At 69.2% G+C, this 18,466-nt stretch carries 15 protein-coding genes; 6 read left to right on the forward strand and 9 right to left on the reverse strand.

The features are described from left to right. Positions 1 to 149: 149 nt before the first annotated feature. The 3 genes from DW306_RS00915 (at position 150) to DW306_RS00925 (ending at position 2,397) form a co-directional block, all read left to right on the forward strand. Entirely contained in the window at positions 150 to 965 is an 816-nt protein-coding gene (locus DW306_RS00915; protein ID WP_136053773.1) for a hypothetical protein, read from the forward strand. Between the two features lie 95 nt (positions 966 to 1,060). Further along, positions 1,061 to 1,306: a hypothetical protein gene (locus DW306_RS00920; protein ID WP_136053774.1), complete on the forward strand. Its 246-nt coding sequence runs from the start codon at positions 1,061 to 1,063 to the stop codon at positions 1,304 to 1,306. Positions 1,307 to 1,368: 62 nt separating this feature from the next. Next, on the forward strand, positions 1,369 to 2,397 hold the full coding sequence (locus tag DW306_RS00925) for a LacI family DNA-binding transcriptional regulator (RefSeq protein ID WP_205814064.1): 1,029 nt from the start codon (positions 1,369 to 1,371) through the stop codon (positions 2,395 to 2,397). Positions 2,398 to 2,425: 28 nt separating this feature from the next. Here the strand turns inward: DW306_RS00925 and DW306_RS00930 are convergent, their stop codons facing one another. From DW306_RS00930 to DW306_RS00960, 7 genes are all read right to left on the reverse strand, one after another. Continuing rightward, a complete protein-coding gene (locus DW306_RS00930) occupies positions 2,426 to 3,865 on the reverse strand; it encodes a GH1 family beta-glucosidase (RefSeq protein ID WP_136053775.1) in 1,440 nt (479 codons plus the stop codon). Beyond that, entirely contained in the window at positions 3,862 to 6,096 is a 2,235-nt protein-coding gene (yicI, locus tag DW306_RS00935; protein ID WP_136053776.1) for an alpha-xylosidase, read from the reverse strand. Before yicI ends, DW306_RS00930 begins: the two co-directional genes overlap by 4 nt. Further along, positions 6,096 to 6,983 carry a carbohydrate ABC transporter permease gene (locus DW306_RS00940; RefSeq protein ID WP_136053777.1) on the reverse strand — a complete coding sequence of 296 codons (888 nt, stop codon included), beginning with the start codon at positions 6,981 to 6,983 and terminating at the stop codon, positions 6,096 to 6,098. Before DW306_RS00940 ends, yicI begins: the two co-directional genes overlap by 1 nt. After that, a complete protein-coding gene (locus tag DW306_RS00945) occupies positions 6,983 to 7,945 on the reverse strand; it encodes a sugar ABC transporter permease (protein WP_136053778.1) in 963 nt (320 codons plus the stop codon). Before DW306_RS00945 ends, DW306_RS00940 begins: the two co-directional genes overlap by 1 nt. 61 nt (positions 7,946 to 8,006) lie before the next feature. Further along, positions 8,007 to 9,314: an extracellular solute-binding protein gene (locus DW306_RS00950; protein ID WP_136053779.1), complete on the reverse strand. Its 1,308-nt coding sequence runs from the start codon at positions 9,312 to 9,314 to the stop codon at positions 8,007 to 8,009. 126 nt (positions 9,315 to 9,440) lie between these two features. Continuing rightward, entirely contained in the window at positions 9,441 to 10,454 is a 1,014-nt protein-coding gene (locus DW306_RS00955; RefSeq protein WP_136053780.1) for a LacI family DNA-binding transcriptional regulator, read from the reverse strand. Between the two features lie 211 nt (positions 10,455 to 10,665). Next, complete coding sequence (locus DW306_RS00960) at positions 10,666 to 11,124, reverse strand: GNAT family N-acetyltransferase (protein ID WP_136053781.1); 459 nt, start codon at positions 11,122 to 11,124, stop codon at positions 10,666 to 10,668. A gap of 175 nt (positions 11,125 to 11,299) precedes the next feature. On the opposite strand from DW306_RS00960, the gene DW306_RS00965 reads away from it, so the two are divergent. Next, complete coding sequence (locus DW306_RS00965) at positions 11,300 to 13,519, forward strand: NADP-dependent isocitrate dehydrogenase (protein WP_136053782.1); 2,220 nt, start codon at positions 11,300 to 11,302, stop codon at positions 13,517 to 13,519. Positions 13,520 to 13,583: 64 nt separating this feature from the next. Here DW306_RS00965 and DW306_RS00970 read toward each other — a convergent pair whose 3' ends face one another. Beyond that, entirely contained in the window at positions 13,584 to 15,083 is a 1,500-nt protein-coding gene (locus tag DW306_RS00970; RefSeq protein WP_136053783.1) for a L,D-transpeptidase family protein, read from the reverse strand. 98 nt (positions 15,084 to 15,181) lie between these two features. Further along, positions 15,182 to 15,586 (reverse strand): RidA family protein, encoded by a 405-nt coding sequence (locus DW306_RS00975; protein ID WP_136053784.1) that lies wholly within the window; start codon positions 15,584 to 15,586, stop codon positions 15,182 to 15,184. A gap of 25 nt (positions 15,587 to 15,611) precedes the next feature. Between DW306_RS00975 and DW306_RS00980 the strand changes: the two genes are divergently transcribed. Together DW306_RS00980 and DW306_RS00985 are read left to right on the forward strand one after the other, a co-directional pair. Beyond that, complete coding sequence (locus DW306_RS00980; RefSeq protein ID WP_240746997.1) at positions 15,612 to 16,826, forward strand: alanine racemase; 1,215 nt, start codon at positions 15,612 to 15,614, stop codon at positions 16,824 to 16,826. Continuing rightward, positions 16,817 to 18,466 (forward strand): D-aminoacylase (locus DW306_RS00985; RefSeq protein ID WP_136053785.1); only part of this gene is annotated, 1,650 nt, incomplete at its 3' end. The genes DW306_RS00980 and DW306_RS00985, both read left to right, overlap by 10 nt.

Raw genomic sequence — 18,466 nt, forward strand, 5'->3', positions numbered from 1 at the left:
CAACTTCTGCGGCCACATCGAACCGATGTGGCCGCAGAAGTTCCGATCGGCCGCAGAACCTCGAGCGATCCCCGCCTGCGAGGTGAGAATCGGCCGCAGAAGTCGCACGGGCCCGCGTGCCACACGCTGCCGCTGGGTAGCATCGGATGATGGACCCCTTGCTGCTCGTCGCCGAGTGGTGGTGGATCGCGCCATCCGCGGCCGCCGTGGGGACAGTGGGGGTGATCGGCGTGAATCGACGCAACAGCACAGTCAGCGGCAGACGCCTCGCCGTAGATGCGGCCAGGCACGACCTCCGGTCGGCGCAGCAGATCGCGGCGGAGCGACGAACGGCCCTGAAGATCGCGCGGGCCGACCTGACCCGGATCTCCGCCGAACGCGCCGCTCAGCGAGCATCCGCCGAGCAGGTCGCCGCGGCACGACGGATGCTCCGCGAGAGGGAGCGCGACGCGAAGGCCGCTGCGGCCGACGTGCGCGCCCGGCAGGTGCGTCTGAACGCCGCTCGGGCGGCGATCCCCCCGGCATCCGCTCCGCGTCCGCTCGAGCGTCTGCAGGCCGAGCACGACTCCGTGATCGCGCGCTGGATGCGCTACGAGACCGACCCGGGTCTGCAGATCGGGTATCCGGCGATGACCGACGTCAAGCGACCGGAGACGGCCGCGTACCTGCGTGCGGCGGATCATGCGAAGGAGATGCGCCGGGCGGCGACCGGCAGGGTCACGCCCGCCGACTTCGGCGCATATCGCGACGCGGTGGCCGAGCTCGAGCGCGCCTTCGAGGCGGCAGAGCACGCGGCGAAGGTGCAGGCGGGGGAGGCGACCACGATTCCCGCGTGGCAGGACGCAGCTCAGGATGTGCTGAGCCGCTCGGCCGAGGCGATCGATCGGGCCGCGGGAGCGGCGGCATCCGCGCTGTCGGCATGGACAGCTCGCCGGCGGCCGGGAAAGACGGACGACCGCAGCTGATCGCCCGGCCCGCCGCCGATCAGTGCGGCGCAGAAGGCACTGGCGGATTCTGTACCGGTATAGTACCGTCTTCTGTACCGATACAGAAAGGCAGGATGATGGAACACCAGATGATCGCCGCACTCGTCCAGGCCGAACACCGGACCGCAGCACGCGACCCTCACGCCCAGCGACGCATCGACGCGATGCGCGCGCGGGATAGAGCCTTCGCGGCACGCGCGAGGGCGGAGTGGCGAGCACGCGTGCGCGCGGCGGTGGCGCGCGGCATCCGTCGCGTCGCCGAGGCCGTCGAGCCCCCGCCGCGGCCCATCGCCGCATCGAGCGTGCCCGATCCGTGCTGATCCCCGCCGTTCCCGTTCTGCCGTCGGGCAGAATGGGGACGGAGGTGGTCGATGTGGGACGGGTGACGCTGAAGACGATTGCGGAGCACGTGGGCGTCAGCCGCATGACGGTCTCGAACGCCTTCTCCCGACCCGACCAGCTCTCCGAAGATCTTCGCGCCAGGATCCTGAGCGCGGCGGACGAGCTCGGCTACGCGGGGCCGGATCCCGCGGCGCGCGCTCTCGCCCGCGGACGCACCGGAGTCATCGGCATGGTGCTGACGAACTCGCCGCGGGACGCCTTCACGGATGACGTGGCAGTCGGGTTCGTCCGGGCGGTCGCGGGATCGCTCGCCGACGCGGGGTACTCGCTCGTCCTGCTGCACTCCTCCGGCGAATCCGGCGTCGTTCCGGCACGGGACATCGCGATGGACGGCGCCATCGTGTACTCGTGCGCGCCCGCGGTGTCGGCGTACGCGGCGCTGCGGGAACGTCGGCTGCCGATCGTGAACGTCGAGGGTTCGCCGCTCCCCGGAGTCCCCGACATCAGCATCGACAACGCCTCTGGCGCGTACCAGGCCGCCCGCCATCTCGTCGAGCTCGGGCACTCCCGCATCGCGCTGATCGTCGATGCGCTCGACGCCGACAACCGGCCGTCATCCGAGATCTCGCTCGAGACCACGTCGATCACCATCGCGGGGCGGATCCGGGGGTGGATGCGTGCGCTGGAAGAGGCCGGGATCATCCCGACGGTGGTCGGGACCGCGGGCCTCGATATGGACGACGTGCTGCGCGAGCGGATCGACCGGATGCTCGACGATCCGCCGACCGCCGTCCTGGCGTTCTCCGATCTCGCGGCGCTCGAGGTGATGGAGCGGGCGCGGGACCGGGGCATCCTCGTGCCCGCGCAGCTGTCCGTCGTCGGCTTCGACGACAACCCGCTCGCGGCACGCGTGTCTCCCGCGCTGACGACCGTCCGCCAGGACATCGATGCCAAGGGGGAAGCGGCGGTGAAGGCCCTGATCGCCCTATTGAGGGACGAGGACGCGGAGTCCCCGCCGCCGCTCCCCACGGCACTCGTGGTCAGGTCGTCCACGGCTCGGCCGAGGTGAGCGCGCGGCGGGAGGGCCGGCGTCGGTCCTAGGCGCCCACCGTCCGCGTGCGCACGAGCTCGCGGTACCAGTGCCCGGAGTCCTTGACGGTGCGCTCGAGCGTGTCGAAGTCGACCCGCACGATGCCGAACCGCTTGGCGTAGCCGTAGCCCCACTCGAAGTTGTCGAGCAGCGACCAGACGAAGTAGCCCCGCAGGTCGACCCCGCGCTCGAGCGCCCGGTGCGCGGCGGTGAAGTGACGGCGCAGGTAGTCGGTGCGCTCCGGATCGGGGACGGAGCCGTCCTCCGCGACCTCGTCGTCGAAGGCGGCGCCGTTCTCGGTGACCATGAGGGCCTGATCCGGGAACTGCTCCGACAACGACACGAGCAGCTCCTCGAGGCCCTCGGGCGCGATGTTCCAGCCCATCGCCGTGTAGGGGCCGGGCTGCTCCACGAACTCCACGACGCCGTCGCTGCCCGGCCAAGCCGTACCGCCCTCGGCGCCCTTGTGCCCATCGTTCTGCTGCTTCTCGGACACGCCGTCCCAGAGACGCACGGTCGCGGTCGAGTAGTAGTTGACGCCGAGCACGTCGATGGGCTGATTGACCGTGGCGAGGTCGTCGGGCTGCACGAAGCTCCAGTCGGTGACGGATGCCGTGTCGGCCAGCAGGTCGGCGGGATACTCGCCGCGCAGCATCGGCCCGGTGAACGCCCGGTTCGCGAGCGCATCGATGCGGCGCATCGCCTCGGCCGCACCGTCGCCCTGTCCGCGCAGCACGTGGAAGTTCAGCGTCACGGAGTAGTCGGGGTCGCCGCTCGACGTCGCCCGCAGCGCCTGGATGGCACGCCCGTGCGCGAGGTTCAGGTGGTGCACCGCCGACAGGGCGGATGCCGGTTCATGCCGCCCCGGGGCGTGCCCGCCCTGCCCGTAGCCGAGGTAGGCCGAGCACCACGGCTCGTTGAGGGTGGTCCAGGTGTGCACGCGGTCGCCCAGAGCGCGGCCCATCACCGACGCGTAATGCTCGAACGCGTCGGTGGTCGCGCGGGCAGTCCAGCCGCCGGCGTCTTCCAGATACTGGGGGAGATCCCAGTGATAGAGGGTCGCCACCGGACGGATGCCGCGCTCGAGCAGCCCGTCGACGAGCCGTGAATAGAAGTCGATCCCGGCCTGATTCACCTCGCCGGAGGCCGTGGGCACGATGCGCGGCCAGGCGATCGAGAACCGGTACGCCTGCAGGCCCAGGTCGCGCATCAGGTCGAGGTCCTCGTCGACACGGTGGTAATGGTCGCACGCGACGTCTCCGGTGTCGCCGTTCCAGACCCGGCCGGGGGTCTTGCTGAACGTGTCCCAGATCGACGGCGTGCGCCCGTCCTCGGCCGCCGCGCCCTCGATCTGGTACGAGGCTGTGGCAGAGCCGAACGTGAAGCCCTCGGGGAAGACGAGGCCGGAGCCCCGGTAGTCGTCGCGCGGGGCGAGAGGGGTGGTCATCCGGTGATCTCCTCGAGGTCGACGTCGTAGGCGACGGCGCGTCCGTCGGGGCTGGTCACGGTCACCGACGCGATTCCCGTGCCGCCGGCGAACACACGCAGCCGCAGTCCGTCATGGTAGTCGTACTCGGGGCTGTCGACGCGTGCGCCCCAGGGGAGCGCCGTGCCGGGTCGCACGTACAGGGGCAGGGAATCGAAGCCGTGCGTCTCGCGCCGCCACGCACCGCCCGTCACCGTCTCGCCGGTCAGCAGCGACGTCCACTCGCCCTCGGGCAGGTAGAAGTCCACGACACCGTCGGCCGAGAACACCGGTGCGACGAGCAGATCCGAGCCGAGCATGTACTGCCGATCGAGGTACGTCGCGGCAGGGTCGTCGGGGAACTCGAGCACCATCGGCCGCATCAGCGGCACGCCCGTCGCCGCGGCATCAAGCCCCTGCTGATACAGGTACGGCATGAGCCGCATCTTCAGATGCGTGAAGCGCCGCGTCACCTCGACGGCCTCCTCGTCGAACGCCCACGGCACCCGGTACGAGCTGGAGCCGTGGAAGCGCGAGTGCGAGCCGAGCAGGCCGAACGCGGTCCAGCGCTTGAACACGGCGGCATCCGGCGTGCCTTCGAATCCGCCGATGTCGTGGCTCCAGAACGCGAATCCGCTCAGCGCGAGCGAGAGGCCGCCGCGCAGCGTCTCGGCCATCGACGCGAAGGTCGAGGTGGAGTCCCCGCCCCAGTGCACGGGCATGCTCTGGCCGCCTGCGGTGGCGGAACGCGCGAACAGCACCGCGTCGCCTTCGCCGCGCGTCTCGGTGAGCACATCGAACACCGCACGGTTGTAGAGCTCCGTGTACCGGTTGTGCATGCGCTCAGGGTCGGCGCCGTCGGCCCAGACCACGTCGGTCGGGATGCGCTCGCCGAAGTCGGTCTTGAAGCAGTCGACGCCCTGGGCGATCAGTCGGCGCAGGTGGCCCTGGTACCAGACGACGGCGTCCGGGTTCGTGAAGTCGACGAGTCCCATGCCGGCCTGCCACAGGTCCCACTGCCACACCGAGCCGTCGGCGCGGCGCACCAGGAAGCCCTGTTCGGCGGCCTCGCGGAACAGGGGGGAGCGCTGCGCGATGTACGGGTTGATCCAGACGCAGACGCGGAGGTCCTTGTCGTGCAGGCGCCCGAGCATGCCCTCCGGATCGGGGAAGACCCGCGGATCCCACTCGAAGTCGCACCAGTTGAACTCGCGCATCCAGAAGCAGTCGAAGTGGAACACCGAGACCGGCAGCTCGCGCGCGGCCATCTCGTCGATGAACGAGTTCACCGTCTGCTCGTCGTAGTCGGTCGTGAAGCTGGTCGACAGCCACAGGCCGTACGACCAGGCCGGCACGACCGGCGGACGACCGGTCAGAGCGGTGTACCGGCCGAGCACCTGCTTGGGGGTCGGCCCCGCGATCACGAAGTACTCGAGCACCTCGCCCGACACCGAGAACTGCACGCGCTCGACGGCCTCGGAGCCGACCTCGTAGGAGACGTGCCCCGGATCGTTCACCAGCACGCCGTAGCCGCGGTCGGAGAGGTGGAACGGCACGTTCTTGTACGACTGCTCGCTCGACGTGCCGCCGTCGGCGTTCCAGATCTCGACGGTCTGGCCGTTCTTGACCAGCGGTCCGAAGCGCTCGCCGAGTCCGTAGATGTGCTCGCCCACGCCGAGGTCGAGCTGCTCGTGGACGAAGGCGGATGCCGCGGGCGCGCTCCCGCCCTGGCGGGCGTTCGAGACGATTCCCTGGTCGACCTGAGCCCCCGGCGAGAGCTGGATGTAGCCCTGCGCCTTGTGTCCGCTGCCGGTCACACGGCGCCCGTCGACCTCGAAGGCGAGGTCCCAGGGCGCGCCCGGGGCGATGCGGGCGACCAGCGCGCCGGCATCCAGCACTCCGCCGCTCTCGGAGACGGTGACGGATGCCGCGCCGCCGCCGGCGCCGGGCAGGGTGAAGCCGCCGTGCCATGACCCACCCGTGTGGTGGGCGATGCGCACGCGGATCACGCCGTCGGCGGGCGAGGAGAGCGTCGTGGTCAGCACCGGGCGGTTGAGCACGTCGCCCCGTTTGGCGATCACCATCGTCGGAGCGGTGATCACGATACCGGGGCCGTCGGGGGTCTCGTCGGTCTCCGCGATGTCGTACGCCTCCTGCGCATGGAGCGCGGTGACGCCGGGACGCAGCTGCCAGAACCCGTCGGTGAACTTCATTACTTGACTGCTCCTGCCGTGATGCCGCGTGTGAGCGTGCGCTGGAAGATGAGGAAGAAGATGAGCGTGGGGATGATGCCCAGCAGGGCCGACGCGCTCGTCGTCGTGACGTCCATGAGCCGGTCGCCCTGCAGCACGCTGATCGCGACGGGGACGGTCTGGTTCGCGTTCGAGGCGAGGAACGTCAGCGGGATGAGGAACTCGTTCCACGTCCAGATGAAGAAGAAGATGAGCAGCACCGACAGGGTCGGACGACTGATCGGGAAGATCACCCGCCACAGGATCTGCCATCGGCTGGCGCCGTCGAGCGATGCCGCCTCGAGCACCTCCTTCGGGAAGGTGCCGTACACCGACGACAGCAGGTAGGTGCCGAAGGCCGCCTGGATCACGGTGAAGACGATGATCACGGCCCACACGTTGTCGTACAGCCCCACCGATTTGAACATGTAGTACAGCGGGTAGAGCAGCGCCTCCTGCGGCAGCAGGTTGGCCATCAGGAACAGCAGCACGATCCAGCTGCGCCCGCGGATGCGCCCGATGCCGATCGCGAAGGCGTTGAGCATCGAGATGACGACGGCCAGCACCGCGACGATGCCGGAGATGAAGATCGAGTTCCAGACCTTCTCCGGGAAGTTCACGCGTTCCCAGAATTTGATGATGCCGCCGAAGTCGAGCGTCTCGGGGAAGGCGAGAGGGCCGGAGGTGGCGTAGTCGACGGGTGACTTGAACGAGTTGACGAGCACCAGGTAGAACGGCGCGATGACGAGCAGGGCCCCCACGATGACGAGGGCAAGCAGCAGCCAGTCGACGGGACGCTTCTTGGTCATGCCGCCACGGGGGCGGCTCTTCGACGGCTTGCCGGTGACGATGGCCGTGGTGGCGTGCATCAGAGTCCCGCCCTTTCCTTGCGCTCGAGCGAGTTCTGCACGCGGATGAACACGATCGACACGATGACCACGACGATGGTGAGCACGGTGGCGATCGTCGCGCCGTAGCCGACGTTCCGCTTCGTGAAGAACTCCTGGTACGCGTAATAGGCGGGGACGAGCGTCGCGCCCGCGGGTCCGCCGCGCGTGATGATGTAGACGGGGCCGAACACCTTCAGGGCCGCGATCGTGCAGGTGAGCGTCACGACGAAGATCTCGGGACGGATGATGCTCATCGTGATGGCGGTGAAGCGCTGCAGCCAGTTGGCGCCGTCGAGCTCGGCGGCCTCGTACAGCTCCGGATCGACGCGCTGGAGCGCCGCCATGAAGACCACGACCGGATACCCGAGCTGCACCCACACCATGACGAGCATGAGCACGATCAGGGCGGACGGCATCTGTCCCAGCCAGTCGTACGACGGCAGCCCGAAGGCGCCGAGGATCTGATTCAGGGCCCCGTCGCCGCCGGGGCGGACGATCCACCCGATGACGATGCCGGCCACCGCGATCGGCAGGATCTGCGGCAGGTAGTAGGTGGCCCGAAGGAAGCTGCCGACCTTTCCGCCGAACTTGCGTCCGACGACGTCGAACAGCAGGGCGGCGACGATCAGTCCGACGATCGTCGGCACGACGACCATCGCGATGATCATCCAGACGGAGTTCGTGAACGACGTCCAGAAGTCGCTGTCGGTGAGGATCTTCTGCCAGTTCTCGAGCCCGATGAACTCCGGAGCGCGCACGCCCTTCCATTTCGTGAACGTCAGGTACAGGTTCCAGACGAGCGGCACGATGACGACGACGAGAAGGAGCACGAAGCCGGGGAGCAGGTACTTCCAATACGCCCCGGTCCCGCCGCTGCGCTGCGGGATGGACGGCTGTTCGGGCGGCAGCTTGGTGCGGCCCTCGCGTGTGGCGAGTGACATGTTCATCTCCTGGGGATGGCGGGGGCGGCACCGTGTCGGCTGCCGCCCCCGCGAGCGAGGATCAGCGGAAGTCCGCGGTGCCTTCGTCGTACTGCTCGCCGAGGTTGGCGTCGGTGGTCTCGGCATCCTGCGAACCGGTGATCAGACCCTGGAGCTCCTGGACGATGACGTCGTAGAAGCCGGGGGCGGGCCAGTCCGGGTAGAACGCGAGGCCGTCCGCGTCGAGCACGCCGTTGAACGTCTCGATCAGGGCGGCGCTCTTCTCATCGGTGATGTCGGCCGTGTCGGCGGCGACCGGCAGGCCGCCGTTGTTGCCGATGATCGCCTGGATCTCGGGGCGCATCGTGATGTCGATGAACTCGTAGGCGAGCTCCTTGTTGGCGGCGTTCTCCGGGACGACCCAGAGGTTGCCCGAGGAACCGAGAGAGAGGTCGGCGCCGGGGAACGCGGTCATGCTCCAGTCGAAGCCGGTCGCCTCGGCGACGAAGCGTCCGAACCACCAGGACCCGGACACGAAGATGGGCGAGGTGCCGTTGATGAACGAGACACCGGCATCTTCGGCCTTGACCGAAGAGACGTCCGAGGCGATGTAGCCCTTGTCGACGTACTCCTTCAGCGTCTCGGTCGCCGAGGTGATCTCGGGGCCCTGCCAGTCGACCGGGTTCTTGTACAGCTGGTAGTCGTCCACGAAACCGCGGTCGCCCTCCATGAGCGCGAGCTGGTACCAGAGCTGCCCGAGCGGGTACTCGGCACCGGCCTCGGCCAGCGGGGTGATGCCCTGGGCGACGAACGCGTCGAGCACGTCGACGAACTCGTCGTAGGTCGTCGGGATCGTGAGCCCCGCCTCGGCGAAGGCGTCTTCGTTGTAGTAGACGCCGACGAACTCGCCGTAGTTCGGCACACCGAACCAGGCGTCGCCGCCCATGACGCCGTCCTCGGAGTACTTGGCCGTCGTCTGCAGGGAGGGGGCGAGCTTCTCGTCCCAGCCGTACTCCTCGACGGCATCCGAGATGTCGGAGATCAGCCCGGTCGATGCGAGGAAGCCGGCGGTCGCGTTGCCCTTGTTGAACTCCATCAGGTCGGGGGCGGCGTCGGTGTCGAGCACCTGGCTGGCGGTCTTCTGGATCTGCTCGAAGGACTTCTCCTCGAACTCGACCGTCGCGCCGGTCTCCTCCTCGAAGATCTTGATGGCCTCGGCCCACGCCTTGCCCATCGCGCTGTCGGCGCCCTCGTAGTGCCAGAGCTTGAGGGTCTGACCGTCACCGCCGTCATCGCCGGAGCCGGCGGTGCAGCCGCTCAGTGCGATCCCGGTGGCGGTGAGCGCCGCCATCACGGCCAGCGCCTTCGTCCTGCGGATGTTGCGTGCCATCGTCGGCACTCCTTTCTCGGTGGCCCATCGGGCCGGACACTTCTCTGGGTCGGGTGTTCAGTTGTGGGGGAGCGAATCGTCGAAGCGTTTCGACAAAGCGCATGCGGAAGCGGAGCTCCGGCGGGGTCAGTCCTGAGAGGAGTTGACGGATCCGACGGAGCGGTATTCGGGAGGGATGAGATGGATGCCGGGCTGCACGTTCGCCTCTTCCAGGCGGCGCACCGCGAGGTCGACGGCGAGCTCGCAGGACTGCTGCGGCACGAGCGGGATGGTGTCGACCGGGACCGACAGGGTCGTGGTGTCGAAGGATGCGGCGGCGGAGATGACGGACACGTCGTGGCCGACGCGCAGTCCCTTCTCGTCGAGCACCGCGAGCAGCGCGGCGTGCACATCATCGACCGCGTGCACGATGAACGCCCGGGTGCCGCGTTCGATCGCGGCCTCGGCCGCCGCGCGCACGGCGACGATGTCGGTGACCGACGCTCCGGTCGTCACCCAGTCGAGTCCGACGCCGCGCTCGAGCGCACGATCCTGGACCCCGTGGAGCAGCCGCCGCGGGAAGTTCGACTTCCGGTACGACACCTCCGTCTGCCCGAGGAGCGTGATGCGGGCGTGCCCGGCATCCGCCAGGCGATCGACGGCCAGGTGTCCAGCCGCCTCGAAGTCGAGGTCGACGCAGGTCAGCCCCACCTGATCGTCGGGGATGCCGATGAAGACGGTGGGGGTGCGCACGGACCGTGCGATCGCCGCACGCTCGTCGTCCGGCGCGACATCCAGCACGAGGATCGCGTCGACGAGGTTGCTGGCCGCGACGCGGTTCATGCCCTCGGAGGCCTGCTCTTCGGTCAGCAGCAGGATGTCGTACCCGCGCCGGCGCGCAGCCACCGCGGTGGCCAGCACGAACGCCATGTGCGTCGGGGCGTGCGTGTCGGCGCGCAGAGGCTCGGTCAGCGCGAAGATGTGGGTGCGGCGGCCGGCCAGCATCCGGGCTCCGGCATCGGGCTCGTATCCGAGCACGCGTGCGGCATCCTCGATGCGGAGGCGGGTCTTCTCGCTCACGGGACGCTTGCCGCTGAGCGCGTAGGAGACGGTGCTGATCGATACGCCGGCGGCCTCGGCCACCTCGTGGATCGTCGTCATCGTGACTCCATCGTCGTCGTGCGGGAAAGCTGTCGAAGCGTTTCGCTAACGCCTCTGCAGCGATGATAGGCACGACCGATGGGAGAGCGCAAGCTTTTTGTGGTCGCTCGCAACATATTCGTGACCATCACGATGGGAGCGGTCCCGCCGATGGACGTTCAGAGGCGACGGAGTCTCGATGGGGGAGGGGATTCGAGACCCCGCCGCCGGTCTAAGGGGTGACGCGGATCTCGGCGATGACCTCGCCGTACGCCGTCTCTCCGACGGGAGTGAAGCCGACGCGGTGGAAGAACGTCTCCGGTCCTCCGTCGCCCGCTTCGTAGATCACGTTCACATGGTCGACGTCGCGCTGGCGCGCCTCTTCGATGAGCGCCTCCACCGCGAAGCGTCCGACGCCGCGGCCCTGGTCGTCGGCGTCGACGTTGATGCGCCAGAGCACCGATCGGAAGTGCTCCTCGGGCGCCTCGCCGTCGAAGTTCGCGCTGACGAACCCCACGACCTCGTTGCGATCGAGGATCACCCGCTGCCAGGACGTCTGCGGGTTGATGACAGTGGCCGCGATCCCGTAGGAGACGGGCGCGAGGAACTGCTCCTGTCCGGGCTTGAGCGACAGGTTGTTCACGGCGACGATCGTCGCGGCGGAGAGTTCGACCATGCGCAGTTCGGACATGATCCCAGGCTAACCCCTCCCGCGCGGAGGCACACGCTTCGGCGGAACATTTCGCTCACGGCCGCAACGGGGGTGCGTGCGGATGCCGTCGGCGAGGCGCGCGGCCCACGCGGCCAGAGCCGCTCAGGTATCTTGGTATCGAGACAAAAAGACCCCGCGAACGGAGAACCTCCTGGTGACCGACGACGCCATCATCTACACCTACACAGACGAGGCGCCGGCACTTGCCACCGCCTCCTTCCTGCCGATCATCCAGGCCTACACCGGCCAGGCCGGCATCGAGGTCGAGACCCGCGACATCTCGCTCGCCGGCCGCATCCTCGCCGCCTTCCCGCAGAAGCTCACCCCGGAGCAGCAGGTCGGCGACTCGCTGGCCGAGCTCGGCGGCCTCGCCACGCTGCCCGAGGCGAACATCATCAAGCTGCCGAACATCTCGGCATCCATCCCGCAGCTGAAGGGCGCGATCGCCGAGCTGCAGAAGCAGGGCTACGACATCCCCGACTTCCCGGACGAGCCGTCCTCGCTCGAGGAGAAGGACGTGCGCGCCCGCTACGACCGCATCAAGGGATCCGCGGTCAACCCCGTGCTCCGCGAGGGCAACAGCGACCGGCGGGCACCCCTGGCGGTGAAGAACTACGCCAAGAAGCACCCGCACCGCAACAAGCCGTTCGCAGAGGGCTCGAAGACGCGCGTGGCCACTCTCGGCCATGACGACTTCAAGCACAACGAGCGCTCCTGGGTGGCCGCTCACGACGACGTCCTGAGCTTCCGTCACACGGCCGCCGACGGCACCGTCACCGTGCTCAAGGAGGGCCTCAAGGTCCTGCCGCGCGAGATCATCGACGCGACGTTCCTCTCCGCGAAGGAGCTGGACGCCTTCCTCGCCGAGACGCTGGCGACGGCCAAGACCGACGACATCCTCTACTCGGTGCACCTCAAGGCGACGATGATGAAGGTCAGCGACCCGATCATCTTCGGCCACGTCGTGAAGGCGTTCTTCGCGGACGTGTTCGCGCAGTACGGCGACCAGCTCGCCGCTGCCGGCCTCAGCGCGAACGACGGCCTCGGCTCCATCCTCACCGGACTGGCGAACGTGGCCGGCGGCGACGAGATCGCGGCCGCCTTCGACAAGGCGATCGCCGAGGGTCCGCGCCTGTCCTACGTGAACTCCGACAAGGGCACCACGAACCTGCATGTTCCGAGCGACGTCATCGTCGATGCGTCGATGCCCGCGCTCGTGCGCAACGGCGGCAAGCTGTGGGGCAAGGACGGCGGCGAGGCCGACACGCTCGCCGTCATCCCGGACTCGTCGTACGCGAGCGTCTACCAGGCCGTGATCGACGACGTGATCGCGAACGGTCCGCTCGACCCCGCGACCATCGGCACGGTGCCCAACGTGGGTCTCATGGCGCAGGCGGCCGAGGAGTACGGCAGCCACGACAAGACGTTCGAGATCGCTGCGGACGGCATCGTCCAGGTGCTCGACAGTGAGGGAACGGTGCTGATCGAGCATCAGGTCGGCAAGGGCGACATCTGGCGCGCGACGCAGACCAAGCACATCCCGGTGATGGACTGGGTCAAGCTCGCCGTCAACCGCGCTCGCGCCAGCAACGTGCCTGCCGTGTTCTGGCTCGACGCGAACCGCTCGCACGACGCGCAGATCATCGCCAAGGTGCACCAGGGGCTCGCCACCCTCGACATCAAGGGTCTGACGATCACGATCCTCGCGCCCGAGGAGGCCACGCGCTACACGCTCGCGCGGATGCGCCACGGGCTCGACACGATCTCGGTCACCGGCAACGTGCTGCGCGATTACCTCACCGATCTGTTCCCGATCCTCGAGGTGGGCACGAGCGCCAAGATGCTCTCGATCGTCCCGCTCCTCGCGGGCGGCGGCCTGTTCGAGACCGGTGCCGGCGGATCGGCGCCCAAGCACGTGCAGCAGCTGGTCGAGGAGAACTACCTCCGCTGGGACTCGCTGGGCGAGTTCTTCGCGCTGGCGGCCTCGCTCGAGCACTTCGCCGACCGCACGGGCAACGAGAAGGCCCGCGTGCTCGCCGAGACGCTGGATGCCGCGACCGGCACCTTCCTCGAGGAGGACCGTTCACCGGGTCGTGCGCTCGGCACGATCGACAACCGCGGCAGCCACTTCTACCTGAGCCTGTACTGGGCTCAGGAGCTGGCTGCGCAGACGAAGGATGCCGAGCTCGCCGCGTCCTTCGCGCCGATCGCGGAGACGCTTGCGAAGAACGAGGAGACCATCGTCTCCGAGCTCAACGCGGTGCAGGGAAAGCCGGTCGATATCGGCGGCTACTACCGCCCCGACGTCGCGCTCGTCGAGAAGGCCATGCGCCCGTCCAGCACGCTGAACGGCATCGTCGACGCACTGCGCTGACGGAAGACGAAGGGGCCGGATGCGAATCGCATCCGGCCCCTTCGTGCATCTCCGCGAGGAGAGGTCAGTTGTGGACCGAGACCTCGAGGCCGACGGGCGACCAGTCGTAGACGTACTTGGCCAGGTCGATCGGCAGGTTGACGCAGCCGTGGCTCATGCGGTTGCCGAAGTTGTTGTGCCAGTAGGTGCCGTGGAAGCCGATGTTCGTCGTGAACCAGGTGATCCACGGCACGTTCTCGGTGCAGTACGGGGCTCCGGGGTAGCAACCCATGTCCTGCATGCGCGTGTGCGCGAAGACCTTGAAGTTGCCGGTCGGGGTCGCTGTGCCCGGAAGCCCGGTGGACACCGCCCAGGAGTTCACGACATTGCCGTTCTCGTAGAGCGTGGCGCGCTGCGAGCCGAGGTCGACGTCGATCTTGCGGAACAGCGTGACCGTCTCGAACGGGACCTCGGTGACGTCGAGCGGGAAGACGCCGTCGCCTGCAGCGAGCTGCTGGGCGAAGTCCTCGGCGACGCCGGACGTGTCGCCGACGGTGCGGCCGGTGACGCCGGCCTGCTCGTCGCGGAGCACATTGCCCGCCGAGTCGACGATGCTCGTCGCGTTGACCGGCGCACGGTCGACGACCAGGCCGAGGTAGTCGGAGGTGGCCTTGATCGCCTGCGGGTCGGCCTCGATGCGCAGCTGGCCGTCGACATCGACCACGGTGAGCCACGTCGCGGCGGTAGCCGGATCGATGGGCACCGTGCGCTCCTCGCCGACGTAGAAGCCGATCGTGGTGAGCATGGTGTTGAGCTTCGCGGCGGTCGCGGCGGCATCGTCGTCGGAGACGGCGGGGAGTGCTTCGGCCGGGCCGCCCGGGAACTCGACGGTCTTGCTGCCGTCGGCGATGGCGTCGACGAACGCGGCGTTGAGCGCAGACACGTCGATGCCGGTTCCGGTCTCGGACGGGGTCGTGACGTAGGCCGCGGTCGCCGCGTCGAAGGTCACGCCCGCGTCGACCGGGTCTTCGAAGCTGCTCGGCACCGCGGCGCGCAGCGCGCTCGTCGCCAGCTCCGTGTCGAAGGCGATGTCGGCAGGCACCGGGTCGCCCATCCAGGCGCCGAGGTTCCACATCGGTGCGGCGGCGAACGCCTCGTCGGCGAGGGCCGTCGCATCGACCGTGGCGCCGAGGTCGGCACCGGTCAGCACGGTCCCCTCGCCCTCACCGGTGAGGACGACCTCGGTCTCGGCGAGGTGCGCGTTGATCGCGTCTGCGGCGGCGCCGGGAGTCATGAAGCCCACGGGGATGCCGGCGACCGTCGTGCCCGGGGCGATGAGGATCGTCGAGGCCGCACCGGCACCGAGCACGATGACGCCGATGCCGATCCCGATCCACAGGCCGAGACGGCGCTTCTTCGGAGCCGGTTCGATGGGCGCCCAGGCCAGCGGCTGGTCGCCGTCGGCGGGCGGCATGGCGTCGGTGGGAGTGCCGGTGGGTGCGATGACGGAGGTGGGTGCGTCGTCGTCGCCCCTCGCCCCTGCTGCTGCGCCCGGCACGGAGATCACATCGGTCACGAACTTCACCCCCCGGTTCTCGCGTGTCCTTTTGCTCAATAGTACGGGATGGGAGATAACGGGGAGGCAACGGTCCTCGGCGCAGATGACGCCGGAAAAAAAGAGGGTCAGCCGATGACGGCGAGTCCGTCGATCTCGACCAGCATCTCCTCGCGGGGCAGACCGGTGAAGACGGTGGTGCGCGAGGGGAGCACGCCGCTGGTCGTGTGCGCGGTCACGAAGGCCCCGTAGGCCTCGTTCATGATCGGGAAGTCCTCGCGCTTGGTGAGATAGACGCGCAGCATCACGACGTCGTCGAACGTCGCACCGGAGGCCTCGACGATCGCCTTGACGTTCTCGAGCGTGCGGGTGGTCTGCGCGGCGACGTCACCGGGGAACAGGTACTCGTTCGTCTCGGGGTGGACGGGACCCTGGCCGGACACCTGCACGATCGGTCCCTTGCGGACGCCCTGCGAGAAGGTGTGCGCGGGGGCGGGGGCGGCGTCGGTCGAAACTCGGGTCTTCGCGGTCATGGTTCCACCCTAGTAGCCTTGTTAGGTGCCTCTACAAATTCCGGACCCCCTTCTCGGCGCCTGGGTGAAGGGCTTTCCGGCCCGTGCATCCGGGCTGCATCTCTCAGAGGTCGCCGGGGCGGAGCTGCACCTCTCCGATCTCGTCACCCCGGTGCTGACGGTGCATGAGGACGCGCTCGCGCACAACGAGGCCACCGTGTTCTCGTGGGCCCGCGACCGGGGCGTGCTCCTGGCGCCGCACGGCAAGACGACGATGGCGCCGGCGCTCTGGCAGCGCCTGCTCGATGCCGGCGCGTGGGGCATCTCCGTGGCGACCCCCTGGCAGGCCGAGGTCGCCGTCGACGCGGGCGTGCCGACGGTCCTCATCGCGAACGCCGTCACCGACGCGGCTGCCGCCGCGCGCCTCGGTGAACTGCTCGCGGCCGACGAGGGGCTGCGCATCCTGTGCTGGGCGGACTCGCTCGCCGGCGTGGAGATCCTGGCGGAGGCGCTGGCAGACGCGGACCGGCCGCTCGACGTCCTGGTGGAACTCGGCGGCGCGGCTGGTCGCACCGGCGCCCGCACCGTCGAGGAGGGCGAGCGCATCGCCGGAGCGATCTCCTCGGCCCCGGGTCTGCGGCTCGCCGGTGTCGCCGGCTACGAGGGCCCTTTCGGACCGGACCGCAGCGATGCCTCGGTCGCCGCCGTGGACCGGTACCTGCAGACGCTCGTCGACCTGCACGAGCGGCTGGCGTATCCCGAAGGCATCCGTCCGGTGCTCAGTGCAGGAGGCAGTTCGTTCCCCGACCGTGCGGCAGCCGTGCTGGCGCGCAGCGAGCGCGCCGACGTCGTGCTGCGGTCGGGTGCCTTCCAGATCCACGACGACGGCTTCTACAGCCGGATGTCGCCGTTCGGTGAGTTGACCGGCACGGCTCCACTGCGATCGGCCATGCACGCCTGGGCGCGCGTGCTCTCGCAGCCGGAGGACGGCCTCGCCCTGCTCGATGCCGGACGACGTGACGTGCCGTTCGACATCGATCTGCCCGTGCCGCAGTCGATCGCCGGCGAGATCACGGCCCTCAACGACCAGCACGCGTTCCTCCGTCTCGACGAAGGGGCCGCGGTGTCGGTGGGCGAGGTCGTGCGACTCGGGCTCTCGCACCCGTGCACCGCCTTCGACAAGTGGAAGGTCGTCGCCGTCATCGACGATCCGGATGCCGCGGACCCGCGCGTGATCGGAGCGGTGGCGACATGCTTCTGAGCGCGGAGAAGGCGGCGGCCGGTCTCGTGCGGGTCTATCGTGCGGCGACCGTCGTCGACGGCACCGGTGCTCCGCGGTACGCGGCCGACGTGGCGGTGGAGGGGGCACGGATCGTCGCGATCGTGAAGAGCGCGGATGCCGGTTCCGTCGAGCTCGAGCTGCCCGAGGGAACCGTCGAGATCGACGCGACGGGTCTCGTCCTCTCGCCCGGCTTCATCGACATGCACGCGCACAGCGACCTCGCGATCCTGACCGGCGCCGCGCACGACGCGAAGATCCGGCAGGGCGTCACGACGGAGGTGCTCGGGCAGGACGGCCTCGGCTACGCACCGCTCGACGACGCGACGGCATCCGTCATCCCCGCGCAGATCGCCGGCTGGAACGGCGTGCCGGCATCCGCGCCCTGGCGCACGATGGACGACCTCCTCGCGGCGATCGACGCGGCGGCCGTCGCGAACGCCGCCGTGCTGGTACCGCAGGGGAACCTCCGCATGATGGTCGTCGGGCACGAGAACCGGCGCGCGACGCCGGCCGAGATCGGGGCGATGTCGGACCTGCTCGGTCAGGCTCTCGACGCCGGCGCCTTCGGGATGTCCAGCGGCCTCACCTACACGCCCGGCATGTACGCCGACACCGACGAGCTCGAGGCGCTCTGCCGTGTCGTCGCCGAGCGCGGCGGATACTGGGCGCCGCATACCCGCAGCTACGGCGCGGGGGCGCTCGACGCCTACCGCGAGGCCCTCGACATCGGCCGGCGCACCGGCTGCCCGATCCACCTGACCCACGCGACGATGAACTTCGCCCCCAACCGCGGGCGTGCGGGCGAGCTGCTCGCCGTGGTCGACGAGGCGATCGCCGACGGGGTCGACGTGACGCTCGACACCTACCCGTACCTCCCGGGCGCGACGACGCTGTCAGCCCTGCTCCCCAGCCGGCTCGCAGCGACCGGCGACCTGCTGCACGCCCTCTCCGCCCTCGATGCGGACGGCCGCGAGGAGGTGCGCGTCGAGCTCGAGGAGATCGGCTGCGACGGCTTCCACGGTGAGAAGGCCGACTGGTGGGCGATCCAGATCTCCGGGGTCGCGAACCCCGCGCTCGCCGACCTCGTCGGGTGCACGGTCGCCGAGATCGCCGCGACGACAGGCCGCCGTGCCGTCGACGTCGTGCTCGAGACGATCATCGAGGATGCCGGCGCCACCGGCATCCTCATGCACATCGGCGACGAGGAGAACGTCCGCGCGATCATGCGCCATCCGCGGCACACGGGCGGCAGCGACGGCATCCTGATCGGCGCCCGCCCGCATCCGCGGGGTCGCGGCACCTTCCCGCGCTACCTCGGGTACTACGTGCGCGAACTCGGCATCCTCACCCTCGAGGAGGGGATCCGGCACCTTTCCGGCACTCCTGCCGCACGACTGGGCCTGGATCGCGGGGATGCTCCGCGCGGCATCATCCGCGCGGGCGCCACGGCCGATCTCGTGCTGCTCGATCCGCGGACCATCGCCGCGGGGGCGACCTTCGAGAAGCCGCGGGAGGCGCCGACCGGCATCGTCGAGGTGCTCGTCGGGGGCGTGCCCGTGATCGCCGCCGGAGAGGTCACCGGATCGACGCCGGGGCGGGCGCTGCGGATGCCGCCGCCC

The organism is Microbacterium sp. K24, assembly GCF_004794465.1.
Taxonomy (GTDB): domain Bacteria; phylum Actinomycetota; class Actinomycetes; order Actinomycetales; family Microbacteriaceae; genus Microbacterium.

Coding starts and splice junctions, on each gene's coding strand:
- DW306_RS00955 (WP_136053780.1), bottom strand. CDS start 10,454: ATGACGACGATCCACGAGGTGGCCGAGGCCGCCGGCGTATCGATCAGC.
- DW306_RS00975 (WP_136053784.1), bottom strand. CDS start 15,586: ATGACCGCGAAGACCCGAGTTTCGACCGACGCCGCCCCCGCCCCCGCG.
- DW306_RS00945 (WP_136053778.1), bottom strand. CDS start 7,945: ATGTCACTCGCCACACGCGAGGGCCGCACCAAGCTGCCGCCCGAACAG.
- DW306_RS00915 (WP_136053773.1), top strand. CDS start 150: ATGGACCCCTTGCTGCTCGTCGCCGAGTGGTGGTGGATCGCGCCATCC.
- DW306_RS00930 (WP_136053775.1), bottom strand. CDS start 3,865: ATGACCACCCCTCTCGCCCCGCGCGACGACTACCGGGGCTCCGGCCTC.
- DW306_RS00950 (WP_136053779.1), bottom strand. CDS start 9,314: ATGGCACGCAACATCCGCAGGACGAAGGCGCTGGCCGTGATGGCGGCG.
- yicI (WP_136053776.1), bottom strand. CDS start 6,096: ATGAAGTTCACCGACGGGTTCTGGCAGCTGCGTCCCGGCGTCACCGCG.
- DW306_RS00920 (WP_136053774.1), top strand. CDS start 1,061: ATGATGGAACACCAGATGATCGCCGCACTCGTCCAGGCCGAACACCGG.
- DW306_RS00960 (WP_136053781.1), bottom strand. CDS start 11,124: ATGTCCGAACTGCGCATGGTCGAACTCTCCGCCGCGACGATCGTCGCC.
- DW306_RS00940 (WP_136053777.1), bottom strand. CDS start 6,983: ATGCACGCCACCACGGCCATCGTCACCGGCAAGCCGTCGAAGAGCCGC.